This is a genomic window from Streptomyces sp. NPDC047130, from assembly GCF_040643475.1.
Taxonomy (GTDB): domain Bacteria; phylum Actinomycetota; class Actinomycetes; order Streptomycetales; family Streptomycetaceae; genus Streptomyces.
On record NZ_JBEYUK010000011.1, the window covers coordinates 84,894 to 103,164 of the forward strand.

Sequence of the window (18,271 nt, forward strand, 5' to 3'; positions counted from 1 at the left end):
GGTGTCGGAAGTGAGCGACGCGACCGGCACCGGGCGGCGATGCGTGGGCAGCGGGCCGTGATCCGGACGCGTCGGAATCACCGTGCGGCAGTCCTGAAAAAGAAGTGGATCTTGCCTTAAATCGGGGGACAACCCGGCGATTGTGAATATCGCCATCACCCCCACGAGCGAACGCGTCGGGAGCTGCCCCCTCGTCATCCCGCAAGCGCGTGCGGGAGAATCCCCAGAGCACTGCTTCGGTTACTCACCGTAACGCCGAGCGGACAGGCAAAAGGCGGCCGGGCACCCCGCGAAGGGGAGCCCGGCCGCCTCGTCCGGAGGGCGAAAAACCCGTCCGGACATGCGACGACCCCCGCCGGGGGGGAGAGCGGGGGTCGTCATCCACGATCCGACTCGGGGGGGAGGAGCCGGACCGGGTTAGCACGGTCGCGAACGATCCGTGACTTCCATGGTGTACCCGAGAGGCTTCTCAGGCAAACCCACGCGCCACACCTTACGCCGAATGGCTGCCCCCTATGCTCGCCCTTGTGGAAAACCACTCCTTGCCCCGCACAGCGGCCTTCTTCGACCTGGACAAGACGGTCATTGCGAAGTCGAGCACGCTCACCTTCGGCAGGTCCTTCTACCAAGGTGGACTGATCAACCGCCGTGCCGCTCTGCGCACGGCGTACACCCAGTTCGTCTTCCTCGCCGGCGGCGCCGACCACGAGCAGATGGAACGCATGCGGAGGTACCTCTCCGCCATGTGCCGTGGATGGGACGTCCAGCAGGTCCGGGACATCATCGCCGAGACCCTGCACGACCTCATCGACCCGATCATCTACGACGAGGCCGCCTCCCTGATCGAGGAGCACCACATGGCCGGGCGTGACGTGGTGATCGTCTCCACGTCCGGCTCGGTGATGGTGGAGCCGATCGGGGAGATGCTGGGCGCGGACCGGGTGGTGGCCACCCGGATGGTGGTCGGCGAGGACGGCCGCTTCACCGGCGAGGTCGAGTACTACGCGTACGGCCCCACCAAGGCCCAGGCGATCCGGGAGCTCGCGGAGTCCGAGGGATACGACCTCGGCCGCTGCTACGCGTACAGCGACTCCGCCACCGACCTGCCCATGCTCGAGACGGTGGGGCACCCGCACGCCGTCAACCCGGACCGGACGCTGCGCCGGGAGGCCCTGGCCCGGGACTGGCCGATCCTCGACTTCCACCGCCCGGTGCGGCTGAAGCAGCGGCTGCCCACCTTCACCACGCCGTCCCGCCCGGTACTGGTCGCGGCGGCGACGGTGGGAGCGGCCGCGGCCGCGGCCCTGGTCTGGTACGCCAGCCGCCGGCGGTCGGCCACGGTCTGACTCCGTAGCCCGTGAGATCCGCGGTGCCCCCGCGACCTGATGGCCGCTGGTCGGAGGGCTCCGGACACGGCCGTCGCGGCGAGCACGCGCACCGGATGCCCAGCAGTTCGGGCCAGGGGTTCACATAAGCGACGGAACAGGAGTACAAAGGACTTAACGGCCCGCGAGACCAAGGACATCCGACGGGATGACCTTCGCAACGCAATGGCCCCACGGACCGGAGCATGAAACACCGGGCACCCACGCGACGTCGACCCGTCGATTACGGGCCAGCCGCACCAGGCCACGGGACAAAGTTCCCGGCCTGATGGGCAGCTTACGAGGACGCTTGGTAACCCGGCCGGACATGCGAGCGGCGGCACGATGACTCGTGCCGCCGCAACCCTTTCCCCGGTACTGTCGGCCGCTTCCGCCCGTCAGGCGGCGCCTCGCTGCAGCGCCTCGCAGACCGCGGTGGATTCACGCGCTCCCAGTTCGACCGCCTTGCCGCAGTGGGCGATCCAGGTCGCCATCCCCTCGGGGGTCGCCGACACGTAGCCGTCCAGCGCCGCGCGGTAGGCCGCCCGTCCGAGCTCGGCGTGCCCCACCTCCGCGGGGCAGATCGACTTCGGGTCGAGACCACTGCCCACCAGCACGATCCGCTCCGCCGCCCGGGCCACCAGGCCGTTGTGGGAGCGGAAGGGGCGGAGCGCGAGGATCTCGCCGTGCACGACGGCGGCCTTGACCAGTGCGGGCGCGGAGCCGCCGTCGATGATCAGCCGCGAGAGCCCGTCCAGCCGCCCGGCCATCTCGTCGGCGTCGGGCAACGGCAGTTCGATCAACGGCTCGTCGACCGTCTCCCCGCCCAGCCGGGGACGCCCGACGTCGTCGCCCTGCCCGGCGGCGGCCACCAAGTGCAGACGGGCCAGGACCCGCAGCGGCGACTGCCGCCAGATGGAGAGCAGTTGGCCCGCCTCGGCGGTGAGCCGCAGGGCGGCGCCCACCACCCGGGCGTCGTCGTCACCGCTGAAGTCGGTCCTGCGCCTGACCTCCTCCAGGGCCCAGTCGGCCCCGGCGAGCGCGGCGGACCCGCGCGATCCGCGCAGAGCCGCTTCGGAGGTGATCTCGTTGCTGCGGCGGCGCATGATGCGGTGGCCGTAGACCCGGTCGACGTACGTGCGGACGGACTCCACGGAGTCGGCCACGCCGGGAAGCGAACCCAGGGCCGCGAGCGGGTCGGCGGACGCGCCAGTCGTACTCATGAGTACGACATTACGCGCCCTCACGCCGCCCCACCCTGCCCGGCCCGGGGTCCACCGGGGCAAGTGACGGAGACGGACGGGACTTGACCTTTCGCCCTACGGGGCGGGTTCCGGCGGAAACCCCACGATGGAGTGGTTCGTCACCAGCGATCGTCATGGATCTGCCACGCACCGGAGCGGGCGCACTACGCTAGGTGAACATGAAAATTGCTTTCGTTGGCAAGGGCGGCAGCGGCAAGACGACCCTGTCCTCCTTGTTCGTCCGTCACCTCGCCGCATCACAGGCGCCGGTCATCGCCGTGGACGCCGACATCAACCAGCACCTCGGCGCCGCTCTCGGACTGGACGAGACGGAGGCCGCCGCGCTGCCCGCGATGGGCCAGCACCTGCCGCTCATCAAGGACTACCTGCGCGGAACCAATCCCCGGATCGCATCGGCCGAGGCGATGATCAAGACGACTCCGCCCGGCGAGGGCTCCCGGCTGCTGCGGGTGCGGGAGGACAACCCTGTCTACGCGGCCTGCGCCCGTCCGGTCGAGCTCGACGGGTCCACGGTCCGGCTGATGGTCACCGGCCCGTTCACCGAGGCCGACCTCGGGGTCGCCTGCTACCACTCCAAGACCGGCGCGGTCGAGATGTGCCTGAACCACCTGGTCGACGGGCGGGACGAGTACGTGGTGGTGGACATGACGGCGGGCTCGGACTCGTTCGCCTCCGGGATGTTCACCCGCTTCGACATGACCTTCCTGGTCGCCGAGCCCACCCGCAAGGGCGTCTCGGTCTACCGTCAGTACAAGGAGTACGCCCGGGACTACGGGGTCGCACTCAAGGTCGTCGGCAACAAGGTGCAGGGCCCGGACGACCTGGACTTCCTGCGGGAGCAGGTCGGTGAGGACCTCCTGGTGACGGTCGGCCATTCGGACTGGGTGCGTGCCATGGAGAAGGGCAGGCCGCCCCGCTTCGACCGGCTGGAGCCGGAGAACAGGGCGGCCCTGGAGACGCTGCGCGGCGCCGCCGACGCCCGCTACGACGCCCGGGACTGGGGGCGCTACACGCGTCAGATGATCCACTTCCACCTTCGGAACGCCGAGTCCTGGGGGAACGCCAGGACCGGGACCGACCTGACACGGCAGGTGGATCCCGGTTTCGTGCTCGGTGAGCGGGTGGCCGAGCCGGCGTGAGCGCCGCTGGGGTGGCGTGAGCGCCGCTGGGGGTGCGGCCGCGGTCCTCCGGCCGCACCCCCGTCGGACCTGCTCGATCCGGCGGGCAGCGGAGTCTCGGAGGAGGTCCGGGCGCTCGGGTCAGCGACCGGCCGGAGCCGCCGAGGCGGCCACGGGGGACGCCGTGAAGCGCTGCCAGCCCTCCCTCGGTGCCTGCCCGATTCCCAAGGTCCGCAGCTTGGCGATCAACTGCGGGTCCTGCGCGTCCAGCCAGTCGGTCAGCTGCCGGAACGACACGCAGCGCACCTCGGGCTTGGTGCACACCTCCTTGACGACCTCCTCGACGGCCCGCATGTAGACGCCGCCGTTCCAGGACTCGAAGTGGTTGCCGATGATGACCGGCGCCCGGTTGCCCTCGTAGGAGCGGCGGAAGCCGGCCAGGAGGCCGTCCCGCATCTGGTCGCCCCACAGCTCCCGCATGGCCGGGTTGCCGCGGGTGCTGGTCCCGGACTGGTTGACCATGAAGTTGTAGTCCATGGAGATGGTCTCGAAGCTCCGGCCTGGCACCGGGACCATGTGCATCGACAGGTCCCACAGCCCGTCCTCGCGCTCCGGCCAGACCTGCTCGCGGACCCCGCTGGTGTCGTAGCGGAAGCCCAGCTCACGGGCGGCCGCGCGGAAGTTCTGCTGCCCCTCCAGACAGGGGGTCCGGCCGCCGATCAGCTCCTTCTCGTAGTCGAACGGCAGCGGCTGCGCGTCCTTCAGGCCGGTGTTGGTCTTCCAGCTCTGCACGAAGCTCTTGGCCTGCGCGATCTCGCTCTTCCACTGCTCGACCGACCAGTCCCCCACGCCACCGCTGCCACAGAAGTGGCCGTTGAAGTGGGTGCCGATCTCGTTGCCCTCCAGCCACGCCTGGCGCAGTTGCGCGACGGTGGCGGTCACCCCCTCGACATCGTTGAAGCCGATGTCGGAGGCTCCGGCGGCACGGCCGGGCGGCTGGTAGAGGGAACGTTTCTCCTCCGGCAGCATGTACACGCCGCTGAGGAAGTAGGTCATGGTGGCGTTGTTCTCCTTCGCCACCTTGCGGAAGTGCGAGAACAGCCGCTGCCCGTCCTCCCCCGCGCCGTCCCAGGAGAAGACGACGAACTGCGGCGGACGCTGCCCGGGGGCCAGCCGCTCGGGCCTCGGCAGGTTGGGCTGCGCCCCGGTGTAGGCGGTGGAACCGTCTCCGATGAGCCGGACCGCCCGAGGGGCCTCCTTCGGCCCCGCCTTCCTGGCGCCGGCCTCGCCCTGGGCGCCGGCCGCGCCGTCGCTCCCCGCCCCGCATCCGGCCAGCGACACGGCACAGGCGGCCGCCGCCACGACGGCGGCGGTGATTCTCCGGTTGACGGTCATGACCCGCCCCACCTTCTTCCTTCGCTCAGACCGAGCGCCCCGACAGGCGCTCCCCGGTGGACCGCCGGGGACCCGGCGGGCGGCCACGTTCGCACGCCACCGGGCAGGTATTTGTATGACAAGCCGAAGAAAGCATGGCTTCACTCTTTTGAATGAGGTATCCGGCCATTTGCCCGTTTTCTCCGAACAAAGCCTTTACCCAGAATTACTGTTCATTTACTGAGTGTTGGCACTCGCCGCATCGTCCGCGGTGCCGTTCCCCGTGGTCGCCGAAGGCCTTCGCGCGACCACGCCGTCCTTGAGGAGAAACGGGAACATGTCTTCGTGCATCCCCGACCACGCCGAGGCCCATGAGGCCGGACGCATCCACCGACCGCACAGTCCACCCCAGGGGTCCCGCCGGTTCCACATCGCCCCGGCCGACCTCTCGGCCTCGGTCACGGTCTTCCTGATCTCGCTGCCCCTGTCCCTGGGCATCGCCCTGGCCACCGGCGCGCCCCTCCAGGCCGGCCTCGTCGCCGCCGCCGTGGGAAGCCTGGTGGCCGGACGGCTGGGCGGAGCACCGCTCACCGTCAGCGGGCCCACGGCCGGGCTCACCGTGGTCACGGCCGACCTGATCCAGCAGTACGGATGGCGCACCACCTGCGCCGTCACCATCCTCGCCGGCGTGACCCAGGTCGCCCTCGGCTGGCTCCGGGTGGCCCGGACCGCCCTGGCCGTCAGCCCGGCCATCGTCCACGGCATGCTGGCCGGCATCGGCGTCACCATCGCGGTGGCCCAGCTGCACATCGTCCTGGGCGGCACCCCCCAGAGCTCCGTCCTCGACAACCTCCGCGCGCTGCCCGCACAGCTCGCGGAACTCCATCCGGGCGCCCTGGCCGTCAGCGCGCTCACGCTGGTGGTGCTGCTGGGCTGGTCCCGGATCCCCGGACGGGCCGGCCGTCTCATGCGGCTCGTTCCCGCGGCGCTCGCCGCGATGCTGATCGCCACCGCCGCCGCCCTGGTCGCGGGGATGCGGCTGCCCCGGGTCGACCTGCCCTCGTGGTCCAACCACGCGCTGGCCGGCTTCCCCGAGGGCCCCGTCCTGCCCCTGGCCGCGGCGGTCCTGACCATCACCCTGGTCGGCGGCGTGGAGACCCTGCTCTCCGCGGTGGCCGTCGACAAGATCGCCGCGACCCGCGGCGGGCCGCCGGTGCCGCGCGCGGACCTGGACCGCGAGCTGCGCGGCCAGGGCTTCGCCAACATGGCGTCCGGTGCTCTCGGCGGCCTGCCGGTCACCGGCGTCGCGGTCCGCAGTTCGGCCAACGCCCGCTGCGGCGCCGTCACGCGCAACGCGGCCATGCTCCACAGCCTGTGGATCGCCGCGGCAGCCCTGCTGCTGGTGCCGGTCCTGGAGCTGATCCCGCTGGCGGCGCTCGCGGCGCTGGTGATGGTGATCGGCGTCCAGATGGTCTCGATCATTCACATCCGCACGGTGAACCGTCACCGCGAGGCGCTGGTGTACGCGGTCACCGCTGTCGCGGTCACCTTCCTCGGCGTCCTGGAGGGTGTGGGCGTCGGCGTGCTCGCCGCGGTCGCCGTCGCCCTGCACCGCCTGACCCGCACCCGGATCGTCCACGAGGTGCGCGACGGCGTGCACCACGTCCACGTCCGGGGTCAGCTCACGTTCCTGGTGGTGCCCCGGCTCAGCCGGGTGCTCCACCTGATCCCGGAGGGGGCCGACGCGGTGGTGGAGCTGCACGGCTCCTTCGTTGACCACGCCGCGTACGAGTCGTTGGAGGACTGGCGCAACAGCCACCGGGCACACGGCGGCTCGGTCCGCCTCACCGGACTGCGCAGAGGGCTCACCGCGGCAGGCGCCGCCACCCCGGCCGAGGCCACCCCCACCCCGCAGGCCCCCGACGCCCTTGCCCCGCCGGCCGACGCCCCCGCCCCACCGCCCGACACCTCCACCACGGCGGCCGGCGGCTCCACCGAGCCGGCCGACGCCACCGTCCCGTCCTCCGACGCCGCCGCTCCGTCCGCCCACGCCGCCGGATCCGGCAGCGGGCGCCCCGACGAGCCCCACAGGGCAACCACGGCATCCGCGGCACCCACGGCACCCGCCGCCGACGAGCCCGCCGGCCCTCGACCCAGCGAGCACGAGCTCGTCCGCGGTATCAGCGCCTTCCAGCGGGAGACGGCACCGCTGGTCCGCAGCGAGCTCGCCCGGCTGGCCCGGGAAGGCCAGCGGCCGGCCCAGCTGTTCCTGACGTGCGCCGACTCCCGGCTGGTGACGTCGATGATCACCAGCAGCGGCCCGGGTGACCTGTTCGTCGTCCGCAACGTGGGCAATCTCGTGCCCGCCCCCGGCGAGGAGTCGGGAGACGACTCGGTGGCCGCCGCCATCGAGTACGCGGTGGACGTCCTGGGAGTCCGCTCCATCACCGTCTGCGGCCACTCGGGCTGCGGCGCCATGCAGGCACTCATCGACTCCGAGCCCGGCGACGACGGGACTCCGCTCCAGCGATGGCTCCGCCACGGCCTCCCGAGCCTCCGCCGGATGGCCTCCGGATCCGACCGACCGGTCCGGCTGGCCGGACGGAAGCCCGCGGACGCGGTCGAGCTGCTCTGCCTCACCAATGTGGCGCAGCAGCTCGAGCATCTCGAGGCCCACGAGGCGGTCGCCCGGGCGATGCGCGAAGGCCGACTGGAGTTGCACGGGATGTACTTCCACGTCGGTGAGGCCCAGGCCTACCTCCTCGGCGGTTCCGCGGACACACCCGTCTTCGAGGACATCAGGGAAACGGAGGCCGATCTGACCGGCGCCGGCAACTGACAGCGGGCCGACCGGCCGCCCCCGCCGGTCCGGCTTTGGCACCCGCGGCCAAGGCGCCGGTGATCCGGGGGCGGGTGGCCTCGCGAGGCGGCCTGGCCTCGGCCTCTTCCCCGGGCTCCGGTTGCGCGGCCCCCGCCGGGGGGCCGCGCAACCCGCTCCCACCTGCCCCGCACACCGACCCTCGCCACCTTTCCCTCTCCCGCCCCCACCGCACCTCCCTCGCTGCCGACCCGCCCCGTGCCGAATCCCCACCACCCCCCGCGACGCACGTCCATGGGTAGACCCCCCGACCTCGGGGTAGTGCACTGCACGGCCCAGGTGGACGACCCCGGTCCACCGGCCGACGTACGCCGTGCGGGTCGTGCATGCCGTCGCCTCTTCGGCGCGACACCGCTGAACTCCTTCGCCCGGCCGTACGTGACAACGGATGACCGATCCGCGCAAGCCATCCGCGAATCCCGAGGTCGCAGCCACAGCAGAATCAGACACAGGTCTACACCAATTTCCGGACGACCCTTGTCAGTGGTCCCTCCGGTCTGATGAGCTGTGGCCTGGGACACAGCGGACACCCTTGGAAAGGGAGATGTCGTGAGCAACGAAAGCCTGGCCAACCTGCTCAAAGAAGAGCGCAGGTTCGCACCCCCCGCCGACCTGGCCGCCGCGGCCAACGTCACCGCGGAGGCGTATGAGCAGGCCAAGGCTGACAGGCTCGGCTTCTGGGCCGAGCAGGCCCGCCGACTGACCTGGGCAACCGAGCCGACCGAGACGCTCGACTGGTCGAACCCCCCGTTCGCCAAGTGGTTCCAGGACGGCAAGCTCAACGTCGCCTACAACTGCGTGGACCGTCACGTCGAGGCCGGCAACGGCGACCGGGTGGCCATCCACTTCGAGGGTGAGCCCGGCGACACCCGCGCCATCACCTACGCCGAGCTCAAGGACGAGGTCTCCCGCGCCGCCAACGCGCTGCTGGAGCTGGGCGTCCGCCAGGGCGACCGGGTCGCCGTCTACATGCCGATGATCCCGGAAACGGCCGTCGCCATGCTGGCCTGCGCCCGGATCGGCGCCGCCCACTCGGTGGTCTTCGGCGGCTTCTCCGCCGACGCGCTGGCCACCCGCATCAAGGACGCCGACGCCAAGGTGGTCATCACCGCCGACGGCGGCTGGCGCCGCGGCAAGCCGTCCGCCCTCAAGCCCGCGGTGGACGAGGCGCTGACCAAGGTCGAGGGCGTGGAGCACGTGCTCGTGGTCCGCCGGACGGCCCAGGAGGTCGCCTGGACCGAGGGCCGCGACGTCTGGTGGCACGAGATCACCGAGCGCCAGTCCCCCGAGCACACACCGAAGGCGTTCGAGGCCGAGCAGCCGCTGTTCATCCTCTACACCTCGGGCACCACCGGTAAGCCCAAGGGAATCCTGCACACCTCCGGCGGCTACCTCACCCAGGTCGCGTACACCCACCACGCCGTCTTCGACCTCAAGCCGGAGACCGACGTCTACTGGTGCACCGCCGACGTCGGCTGGGTCACCGGCCACTCGTACATCGTCTACGGCCCGCTGGCCAACGGCGCCACCCAGGTCATGTACGAGGGCACCCCGGACACCCCGCACCAGGGCCGCTTCTGGGAGATCGTCCAGAAGTACGGCGTGACCATCCTCTACACCGCCCCCACCGTGATCCGCATGTTCATGAAGTGGGGCGACGACATCCCGGCCAAGTTCGACCTGAGCACGCTGCGCGTCCTCGGATCGGTCGGCGAGCCCATCAACCCCGAGGCCTGGATCTGGTACCGGGAGCGCATCGGCGCCGGCGCGAAGCCGATCGTGGACACCTGGTGGCAGACCGAGACCGGCGCGATCATGATCTCGCCGCTCCCCGGCGTGACGGAGACCAAGCCGGGCTCCGCGCAGACCCCGCTGCCCGGTATCGCCGCCACCGTGGTCGACGACGAGGCCAACGAGGTGCCGAACGGCGGCGGCGGTTACTTGGTCCTGACCGAGCCGTGGCCGTCGATGCTGCGCACCATCTGGGGCGACGACCAGCGCTTCATCGACACCTACTGGTCGCGCTTCCCGGGCAAGTACTTCGCCGGCGACGGCGCCAAGAAGGACGACGACGGCGACATCTGGCTGCTCGGCCGGGTCGACGACGTGATGCTGGTCTCCGGCCACAACATCTCCACCACCGAGGTCGAGTCGGCGCTGGTCTCGCACCCGAAGGTGGCGGAGGCGGCCGTGGTGGGCGCCGCGGACGAGACCACCGGTCAGGCCATCGTGGCCTTCGTCATCCTGCGCGGCAGCGCCTCGGAGGACGAGGGCCTGGTCGACGAACTGCGCAACCACGTGGGCGCCACGCTCGGGCCGATCGCCAAGCCGAAGCGGATCCTGCCGGTCGCGGAGCTGCCCAAGACCCGCTCCGGCAAGATCATGCGGCGTCTGCTGCGGGACGTGGCGGAGAACCGCGCCCTGGGCGACGTCACCACGCTGACCGACGCCGGGGTGATGGACCTCATCCAGGCCAAGCTGCCGTCCGCGCAGAGCGACGCGGAATGACGGACTGACCGGCAGCACGGCTGGCCGGCAGCGACAGCTGGCAAGATCGTGCGGCGCCTGCTGCGGGATGTGCCGGACGTGGCCGAGAACCGCGCCCTGGGCGACGTCACCAAGCTGAGCGACGCCGGGGTGATGGACCTCATCCCTCAAACGGGCCGCGCATCCAGGCCCCGCATCCAGGCCACGGCCCGAGGGCCGACCGGGCGGCGCTGAGCGGGCCGGACTCCCCCGTCACCGGATCCCCACCGGATCCGGAATCACCGGGGTGTCCGGCCCGCTCTGCCGTTCGCGGATCAGATTAGGTAAGCTAATGATCGTGTCCTCCGTCGTCGCGCTCTCCGCGTGGTGACCGAAAGACCATAGGTGCGCCGGGAAGTCTGGTCGGCATGAGTACGCCCATGCCCCGACCACCCTGGAGGCTCCTTCGTGGCCCGGCCCGAGCGCAACCCCGAGCACAACCCTGACCGCACCCCTGACCGCGCGCCCTTGAACGGCGACGAATCCGCACCCCACCAGGCATTCCGCCGGGTGTCGCTGCGCGAGCGCGGCTTCCTCGCGGACGCCCTGCGCACCGAGACGGTCGGTGGCGTCCTCCTCCTGCTGGCGGCGGTCACGGCGTTGGTGTGGGCGAACACGCCCGGCATCAAGGAAAGCTACGAGTCGTTCAGCAACATCCACTTCGGCCCCTCCGCCCTCGGCCTCGACCTGTCGATCGAGCACTGGGCGTCCGAGGGCCTGCTCGCGATCTTCTTCTTCGTGGCGGGCATCGAGCTCAAGCGCGAGCTGGTGGCCGGCGACCTCAAGGACCCGAAGGCCGCCGCGCTCCCGGTGATCGCCGCCGTCTGCGGCATGGTGGTGCCCGCACTGGTCTATGTGGCGGTCAACGGCATCGGGGGCGGCTCGATGGCCGGCTGGGCGGTCCCGACGGCCACTGACATCGCCTTCGCGCTGGCCGTCCTCGCGGTGATCGGCACCTCGCTGCCCTCGGCGTTGCGGGCCTTCCTGCTGACCCTCGCGGTCGTCGACGACCTGCTGGCGATCGTGATCATCGCCATCTTCTTCACGCACCAGCTGAACTTCGCCGCGCTGGGCGGCGCGGTGGCGGGTCTGGTCGTCTTCTGGCTGCTGCTGCGCAAGGGTGTGCGCGGCTGGTGGGTGTACGTGCCGCTCGGCCTGGTGATCTGGGCGCTGATGTACAACAGCGGCGTCCACGCCACCATCGCCGGCGTCGCCATGGGCCTGATGCTGCGCTGCACCCGCCGGGAGGACGAGGAGCTCTCCCCCGGCGAGCGCATCGAGCACCAGGTCCGGCCGCTGTCCGCGGGCCTCGCCGTGCCGCTGTTCGCGCTGTTCGCGGCGGGAGTGCCGGTGGCCGCAGGCGACCTGGCGGCCGTGTTCACCAAGCCGGAGACCCTGGGCGTGACCCTGGGGCTGGTGCTGGGCAAGACGCTGGGCATCTTCGGCGGCACCTGGCTGACCGCCCGGTTCACCCGCGCCTCCCTCAGCGACGAGCTGGAGTGGGCCGACGTCTTCGCCCTGGCCACGCTGGCGGGCATCGGCTTCACCGTCTCCCTGTTGATCGGCGAGCTGGCCTTCGAGGGCGAGGACCTCCTCACCGAGCACGTCAAGGCCGCCGTCCTGGTGGGCTCGCTGCTGGCGACACTGCTGGCCGCCGTCCTGCTGAAGCTCCGCAACGCCAAGTACCGGCGGATGACGGAGGCCGAGGAGCGGGACGAGGACCGCGACGGCATCCCGGACGTCTACACGCAGGACGACCCGGAGTACCACCTGCGGATGGCGGAGATGCTCGAGGCGAAGGCGGCGGAGCACCGGCGCACGGCGGAGGCGATCACGTCCGGCCGGTCCGAGTAGGACCCCCGGCCGCCGCTCCGCCCCACCGCGCGGGCGGCTCTCCGCAGCGCCGACGCGGGCCCGGCGCGGGCCCGGCGCGGGCCCGAAGCGGGTCCGGCGCGGGCCCGAAGCGGGTCCGAAGCGGGTCCGGCGCGGGCCCGAAGCGGGTCCGGCGCGGGTCCTCCCGTGACTCTCCTTCAGGCCTTCTCCAGGCACCCACGTACGGCCGGAGCGATCGGGGGTACCTCTAGTACCGGCCGGTGCGCGCAAGGTTCGTGCGGGTCCGGCATGATCTGACTGGACAGTACAGAACTCGGCAGGAAAGGGAGTCCGCGATGAGCGCACCCGACGGCAACCCGGTCGGCACCGAACGCAGCATGGGACAGCTGTTCGCCTCGGCGTCGACCGAGATGTCCGCCCTGGTCCAGGACCAGATCGCGTACGCGAGGGCGCTGCTCAAGCAGGACGCCAAGCGGGGGGCGATCGGCTCCGGGGCCTTCATGGCGGCGCTCGCCCTGCTGGTCTTCTCGCTGCCGATGCTCAGCTTCGCGCTCGCCTACGGCATCCACACCTGGTCGGACTGGAACCTGGCGATCTGCTTCCTCCTGTCCTTCGCGGCCTCCCTGCTCGTCGCGGGCGTGCTGGCGCTGATCGGCACGGTCTCCTTCAAGAAGGCGAAGAAGAGCCGTGCCCCGCAGGAGGTGAGCGCCGAGATGAAGCGGACCGCCGAGATCCTGCAGAAGGCCAAGCCGCACCCGCGCCCGGCCACGGCGCCCGCCGACCCGTACGCCAAGCAGCTCGACTCTGTGGCACGCTCGACGTCATGACCGACCCAGCCACTCCTTGGGCGCAGCCCGCCTCGGCGGTACGGATCGACCTGCCCGACGGCAGGAAGGTGATCCACCGCGACGTCGCCGCCAACGGCGCCCGGTTCCACATCGCCGAGCTGGGCGACGGTCCGCTGGTCCTGCTGCTGCACGGTTTCCCGCAGTTCTGGTGGACGTGGCGCCACCAGATGGGCGCGCTCGCCGACGCGGGCTTCCGTGCGGTGGCGATGGACCTGCGGGGCGTCGGCGGCAGCGACCGCACGCCTCGTGGCTACGACCCGGCCAACCTGGCGCTGGACATCACCGGCGTCGTCCGGTCGCTGGGCGAGCCGGACGCCGCTCTGGTCGGCCACGACCTGGGCGGCTATCTGGCGTGGACGGCGGCGGCGATGCGGCCCAAGCTGGTGCGGCGGCTGGCGGTCTCGTCCATGGCCCATCCGCGCCGGTGGCGGTCGGCGATGCTCTCCGACGTCCGGCAGAGCTCCGCCGGGTCCCACATATGGGGCTTCCAGCGGCCCTGGGTCCCGGAGCGGCAGCTCACCGCGAACGGCGGGGAGCTGGTCGGCCGTCTGATCCGCGAGTGGTCGGGGCCCGGTGGCGGGCCGGACGAGCAGGCGATCGACCTGTACCGGCAGGCCATGTGCATCCCCTCCACGGCCCACTGCTCCGTGGAGCCGTACCGCTGGATGGTGCGTTCCCTCGTGCGGCCGGACGGCCTGCAGTTCAACCGGCGCATGCGACGTCCCGTCCGGGTACCGACGCTCCACCTGCACGGGTCGCTGGACCCGGTGATGCGCACCCGCACCGCCGCGGGGTCCGGGGAGTACGTGGAGGCGCCGTACCGGTGGCGGCTCTTCGACGGCCTGGGCCACTTCCCGCACGAGGAGGACCCGGTGGCCTTCTCCACGGAGCTGGTGAACTGGCTCAAGGACCCCGAGCCGGACCGCTGAGGGCCGGCGAGGTCCGCCTCGCTCTCGCAGCCCGCCCCTCCCCCAGGGGCGCGGAGGCGCACCCCGGCGCGCACACACGGAGCGTGCGCCCCCCGGCCGGAGCCCGGTCCGGTCGGCTCGCCGCCCGTTATGCGGACCGGGATGTCTGTCCTACGAACAGCCCATGCCTGCCGCATAGGCCAAATAGGGCCTTCCGGCACGGTTATCGACCTTGGGCCAGGGGCACACGTCGGGGTATGGGCTGGACGTACGACTTCAGTGACGCAGCACGTGACCGCCGCTCGGCCGGTGGGCCGGCCGGCAGCCGCCGGGGGGCACCGCAGCCACCGGCGACGGAGCTCCGCGTGGGCATCGGCGGCATACTGCGCCGGCGGGCCCGCTGGGTCTCCGTGCGCCTGCGCCAACAGCGCCCCTGACCCTTCGACCGGCGCCGCCCGGCGCGCGAGCCCCCGGAACGGGAGCGCCCGCGCGCTGGGCGACCTCCGCCTACGGGGCCCCGACGGCGGCCCTTTCCCCTTCTCCGGCGCCGCGGCTCCGGCGTCCGGCCGAGCCGCGGCCCTGCCCGAGCTCCGGTGTCACCCGCCGTGCCGTTCCCGTCCGTGAGTCCGGCGCCAGGACGGCGGCGGGCAGGACGGCGGCGTCAGGACCGCAGTGTCACAGCGCGCACTGGTCGCTGTCGACCTGCTGGTCCGCGGTGCGGCCCCGCTCGATGTCCTCCCGGATCTCGTCGACCGTGAGCGCGTAGCCGGTGTCCGGGTCGTCGAGCGACTTGGCGAAGATGACCCCGACGACCTCGCCGCGCGCGGTCAGCAGCGGCCCGCCCGAGTTGCCCTGACGGACCGTCGCGTACAGCGAGTACACCTCGCGCTGGACCGTGGAACGGCGGTAGATGTCGGGCCCGTTGGCCGGGATCTGACCGCGCACGCGGGCGGCGCGCACGTCGTAGCCGCCGTTCTCCGGGAACCCGGCGACGATGGCGCCGTCCCCGCTCTCCGCCTCCGTGGAGGCGAACCGCAGCGGATCGGCGGGCAGGCCCGGCACGTCGAGGACGGCGATGTCCCGCTGCCAGTCGTAGAGCACCACGGTGGCGTCGTAGCGGCGGCCCTCGCCGCCGATCTGCACGGTCGGCTCGTCGACGCCGCCGACCACGTGCGCGTTGGTCATCACCCGCTGCCCGGCGAAGACGAAACCGGTGCCCTCGAGCACCTTGCTGCAGCCGGTCGCCGTGCCCACCACCTTGACGATGGACCGCTTGGCCCGTACCGCCACCTCGCTGTTGGCGAGCGCCTGGTCCGGCGGGGCCACCTCGCGGATGGGTTCGTTGGCGAAGGGGCTGAAGACCTGCGGGAAGCCGTTCTGGGCGAGTACGGAGGAGAAGTCCGCGAACCAGGTGTCGGCCTGTTCCGGCAGGGTCCGCGAGACTCCCTGCAGCACCTGGGAGGACCGCACCTGCTTGCCGACCGTCGGCAGCGTCGTCCCGGCCAGCGCCGACCCGATCAGCCAGGCCACCAGCAGCATCGCCACCACGTTGACCAGCGCGCCGCCGGTCGCGTCGAGCGCCCGGGCGGGCGACCAGGTGATGCGGCGGCGGAGTTTGCCTCCCCAGTGGGTGGTCAGCGCCTGGCCCACGGAGGCGCAGATGATGACCACGATCACCGCGACCACCGCCGCGACCGTGCTGACCTCGGAGTTGTCCGTGAGCGCGTCCCAGATGACCGGGAGCAGGTAGACGGCGATCAGGCCGCCGCCCAGGAAGCCGATCACCGACAGGATGCCGACCACGAAGCCCTGGCGGTATCCGACCACCGCGAACCAGGCGGCGGCGATCAGCAACAGAATGTCCAGCACGTTCAACGCGTCACGCCTCGCCTCGTCCTCTCCCGGCAGCGTCTTGCCCGCCGGGGCCCACCGTCATCCATTTCCCGTCGGGTCCCCGGTCATGACCTGTGGTCGAGGGACACCTCGCGGTTGCGGTCCCAGGGGAGTTCCCAGCCGGCGAAGTGCAGCAGCCGGTCGATGATCCCCGCGGTGAACCCCCAGACGAGGGCCGACCGCACCAGGAAGGCCGGGCCGCGGTAACCGCTCGGGTGCACCGCGACCGCCCGGTTGGCGGAGTCGGTGAGTTCGGCGACCGGGACGGTGAAGACACGGGCCGTCTCGGCCGGGTCGACGACGCCGACCGGGCTGGGCTCGCGCCACCAGCCCAGCACCGGCGTCACCACGAAGCCGCTGACCGGGATGTAGAGCTTGGGGAGCGCGCCGAAGAGCTGGACGCCGGCCGGGTCGAGGCCGGTCTCCTCCTCGGCCTCGCGCAGCGCGGCGCGCAGCGGGCCGTCGGTGTGCGGGTCGCCGTCCTCGGGGTCGAGGGAGCCGCCGGGGAAGGACGGCTGGCCGGCGTGCGATCGCAGTGAACCGGCCCGCTCGGTGAGCAGCATCTCCGGGCCCTGCTCACCCTCGCCGAACAGGACCAGCACGGCGGACTGGCGGCCGCCGCCGTCCGCGGGCGGCAGGAAGCGGCTGAGCTGGCGCGGTTCCACCGTCTCGGCGGCCCGCACCACGGGGTCGAGCCAGGACGGCAGCCCTTCACCGGAGAGGCGGATCCCGCCGCCGGACATCGTCATCGCACCGCGGTCCGCATCACTCGCCCGTGTCATCGCCACCCCCGCTCCCTCTCCAACGTCCCGTGGGCCACCCATCGTTCCTCACGCCGGAACAGGTCTGCCGGTTCCTTCATTCCTTGCCCAGGGGCGGGGCCGGGATGCCGCCGTGGTCCAGGTAGGACTGCGGCGGCTTGAGGCGCTGGCCGGGAAAGCCGCCCTTCTCGTACTTCAGCAGCTTCTTCGCCTTCTCCGGGTCCGTCTCGCCCTCCCCGTAGGAGGGGCAGAGCTCGGCGATCGGGCAGGCCCCGCAGGCGGGCTTGCGGGCGTGACAGATCCGGCGGCCGTGGAAGATCACGTAGTGGGACAGCATGGTCCAGTCGCGCTGGGGGAAGAGCGCGCCCATCTCGGCCTCGATCTTGTCCGGCTCGGTGGCCTCGGTCCACTTCCAGCGGCGCACCAGGCGCATGAAGTGGGTGTCCACGGTGATGCCCGGGCGGCCGAAGGCGTTGCCGAGCACCACGAAGGCGGTCTTGCGGCCCACGCCGGGCAGCTTGACCAGGTCCTCCAGCCGGCCGGGGACCTCTCCGTCGAACTCCTCCACCAGGGCCTTCGAAAGGCCCATCACGGAACGGGTCTTGGCCCGGAAGAAACCGGTGGGGCGGAGGATCTCCTCCACCTTCTCCGGGTCGGCCGCGGCGAGGTCCTCGGGAGTGGGGTACGCCGCGAACAGCGCGGGCGTGGTCTGGTTGACCCTCAGGTCGGTGGTCTGCGCGGAGAGCACGGTGGCGACCAGCAGCTGGAACGGGCTCTCGAAGTCCAGTTCGGGATGCGCGTACGGGTACACCTCGGCGAGTTCGCGGTAGATCCGCCGGGCACGCCGCACCAGCGCCACCCGCGACTCCGGCTTCCCCGCCGCCACCTTGCGCGCCGCCGGGCCCTGACCCGCGGGCGCCTTCTTCGCGGGAGCACCCTCCGCAGGCGCCTTCGCCGCGGCGGTCTTCTTCACCGCGGTCTTCTCCGCCGCGGTCTTCTCCGCCGCGGGGGCCTTCGCCGTGGGGGTCTTCTTCGCCGGAGCCTTCTTCGCCGCCGCAGGGGTCTTCCTCGCGACGGACTTCTTCGCAGGGCTCGCCTTCGCGGGAGCCTTCACCGCCGAGCCCTTCTCCTGCGGCGCGCGTGCGGAAGGGGCGCTCTCCGCCGCGTTCTCCGCCGCGTTCTCCTCCCCGCCCACCACGGGGCTCGTCCCGGCGTTCGACGTCCGCCGGGGACGCTGCTCGGTGGTTCGGTCCGGTCGGCGAGCCTCGTCGTCCGCCACGTTCGTCGCTCCATTCGTGGTCTGTTCGCCGTCGGCGGAATCACCCTGTCCGATCACCCGGTCGGACCGCGTGGGCCGTGTAGTCGTCGGCGTTTCGGACACCCGGCCAGCCTAAGGCTCCGCACCGACATCCGCCGCGTACCCCGGGGATCACGGCCCAATTGGGCCCCTGGCGCGATGTCTGGCACACCAGTGCGGCATCCTTGTGACAGATCACACTGTTT

12 protein-coding genes are annotated in these 18,271 nt (G+C 71.6%); 7 read left to right on the plus strand and 5 right to left on the minus strand.

The features are described 5' to 3' along the window. The first annotated feature begins 515 nt into the window (after positions 1–515). A complete protein-coding gene (locus ABZ836_RS15895; protein ID WP_356137585.1) occupies positions 516–1,346 on the plus strand; it encodes an HAD family hydrolase in 831 nt (276 codons plus the stop codon). A 416-nt stretch (positions 1,347–1,762) separates the two neighbouring features. On the opposite strand, the gene ABZ836_RS15900 is transcribed toward ABZ836_RS15895, so the two are convergent. Beyond that, positions 1,763–2,587 (minus strand): oxidoreductase, encoded by an 825-nt coding sequence (locus tag ABZ836_RS15900; RefSeq protein ID WP_356137587.1) that lies wholly within the window; start codon positions 2,585–2,587, stop codon positions 1,763–1,765. Between the two features lie 200 nt (positions 2,588–2,787). On the opposite strand from ABZ836_RS15900, the gene ABZ836_RS15905 reads away from it, so the two are divergent. After that, positions 2,788–3,768, plus strand: a complete 981-nt coding sequence (locus ABZ836_RS15905) for an ATP-binding protein (protein WP_361142510.1) — start codon at positions 2,788–2,790, stop codon at positions 3,766–3,768. Between the two features lie 120 nt (positions 3,769–3,888). Here ABZ836_RS15905 and ABZ836_RS15910 read toward each other — a convergent pair whose 3' ends face one another. Beyond that, the gene (locus ABZ836_RS15910; protein ID WP_356137591.1) at positions 3,889–5,142 is read right to left on the minus strand and encodes a hypothetical protein; all 1,254 of its coding nucleotides are present in this window, start codon (positions 5,140–5,142) and stop codon (positions 3,889–3,891) included. Between the two features lie 316 nt (positions 5,143–5,458). On the opposite strand from ABZ836_RS15910, the gene ABZ836_RS15915 reads away from it, so the two are divergent. The 5 genes from ABZ836_RS15915 (at position 5,459) to ABZ836_RS15935 (ending at position 14,135) form a co-directional block, all read left to right on the plus strand. Continuing rightward, positions 5,459–7,960 (plus strand): SulP family inorganic anion transporter, encoded by a 2,502-nt coding sequence (locus ABZ836_RS15915; RefSeq protein WP_361142513.1) that lies wholly within the window; start codon positions 5,459–5,461, stop codon positions 7,958–7,960. Positions 7,961–8,548: 588 nt separating this feature from the next. Then, entirely contained in the window at positions 8,549–10,507 is a 1,959-nt protein-coding gene (acs, locus tag ABZ836_RS15920; protein WP_356136848.1) for an acetate--CoA ligase, read from the plus strand. A gap of 486 nt (positions 10,508–10,993) precedes the next feature. Continuing rightward, positions 10,994–12,379 (plus strand): Na+/H+ antiporter NhaA, encoded by a 1,386-nt coding sequence (nhaA, locus tag ABZ836_RS15925; protein WP_361142516.1) that lies wholly within the window; start codon positions 10,994–10,996, stop codon positions 12,377–12,379. A gap of 314 nt (positions 12,380–12,693) precedes the next feature. After that, positions 12,694–13,185, plus strand: coding sequence for a phage holin family protein (locus tag ABZ836_RS15930; protein ID WP_356136844.1), 492 nt, complete (start codon positions 12,694–12,696; stop codon positions 13,183–13,185). Further along, entirely contained in the window at positions 13,182–14,135 is a 954-nt protein-coding gene (locus tag ABZ836_RS15935; RefSeq protein WP_356136842.1) for an alpha/beta hydrolase, read from the plus strand. The genes ABZ836_RS15930 and ABZ836_RS15935 overlap by 4 nt, the downstream gene beginning before the upstream one ends. Before the next feature lie 654 nt (positions 14,136–14,789). Here ABZ836_RS15935 and ABZ836_RS15940 read toward each other — a convergent pair. The 3 genes from ABZ836_RS15940 to nth form a co-directional block, all read right to left on the minus strand. Next, positions 14,790–15,989: a MarP family serine protease gene (locus ABZ836_RS15940; RefSeq protein WP_356136840.1), complete on the minus strand. Its 1,200-nt coding sequence runs from the start codon at positions 15,987–15,989 to the stop codon at positions 14,790–14,792. A gap of 83 nt (positions 15,990–16,072) precedes the next feature. Continuing rightward, positions 16,073–16,756, minus strand: coding sequence for a CoA pyrophosphatase (locus ABZ836_RS15945; protein ID WP_361142521.1), 684 nt, complete (start codon positions 16,754–16,756; stop codon positions 16,073–16,075). A gap of 109 nt (positions 16,757–16,865) precedes the next feature. Further along, complete coding sequence (nth, locus tag ABZ836_RS15950; protein WP_361142667.1) at positions 16,866–17,882, minus strand: endonuclease III; 1,017 nt, start codon at positions 17,880–17,882, stop codon at positions 16,866–16,868. Between the last annotated feature and the right edge of the window lie 389 nt (positions 17,883–18,271).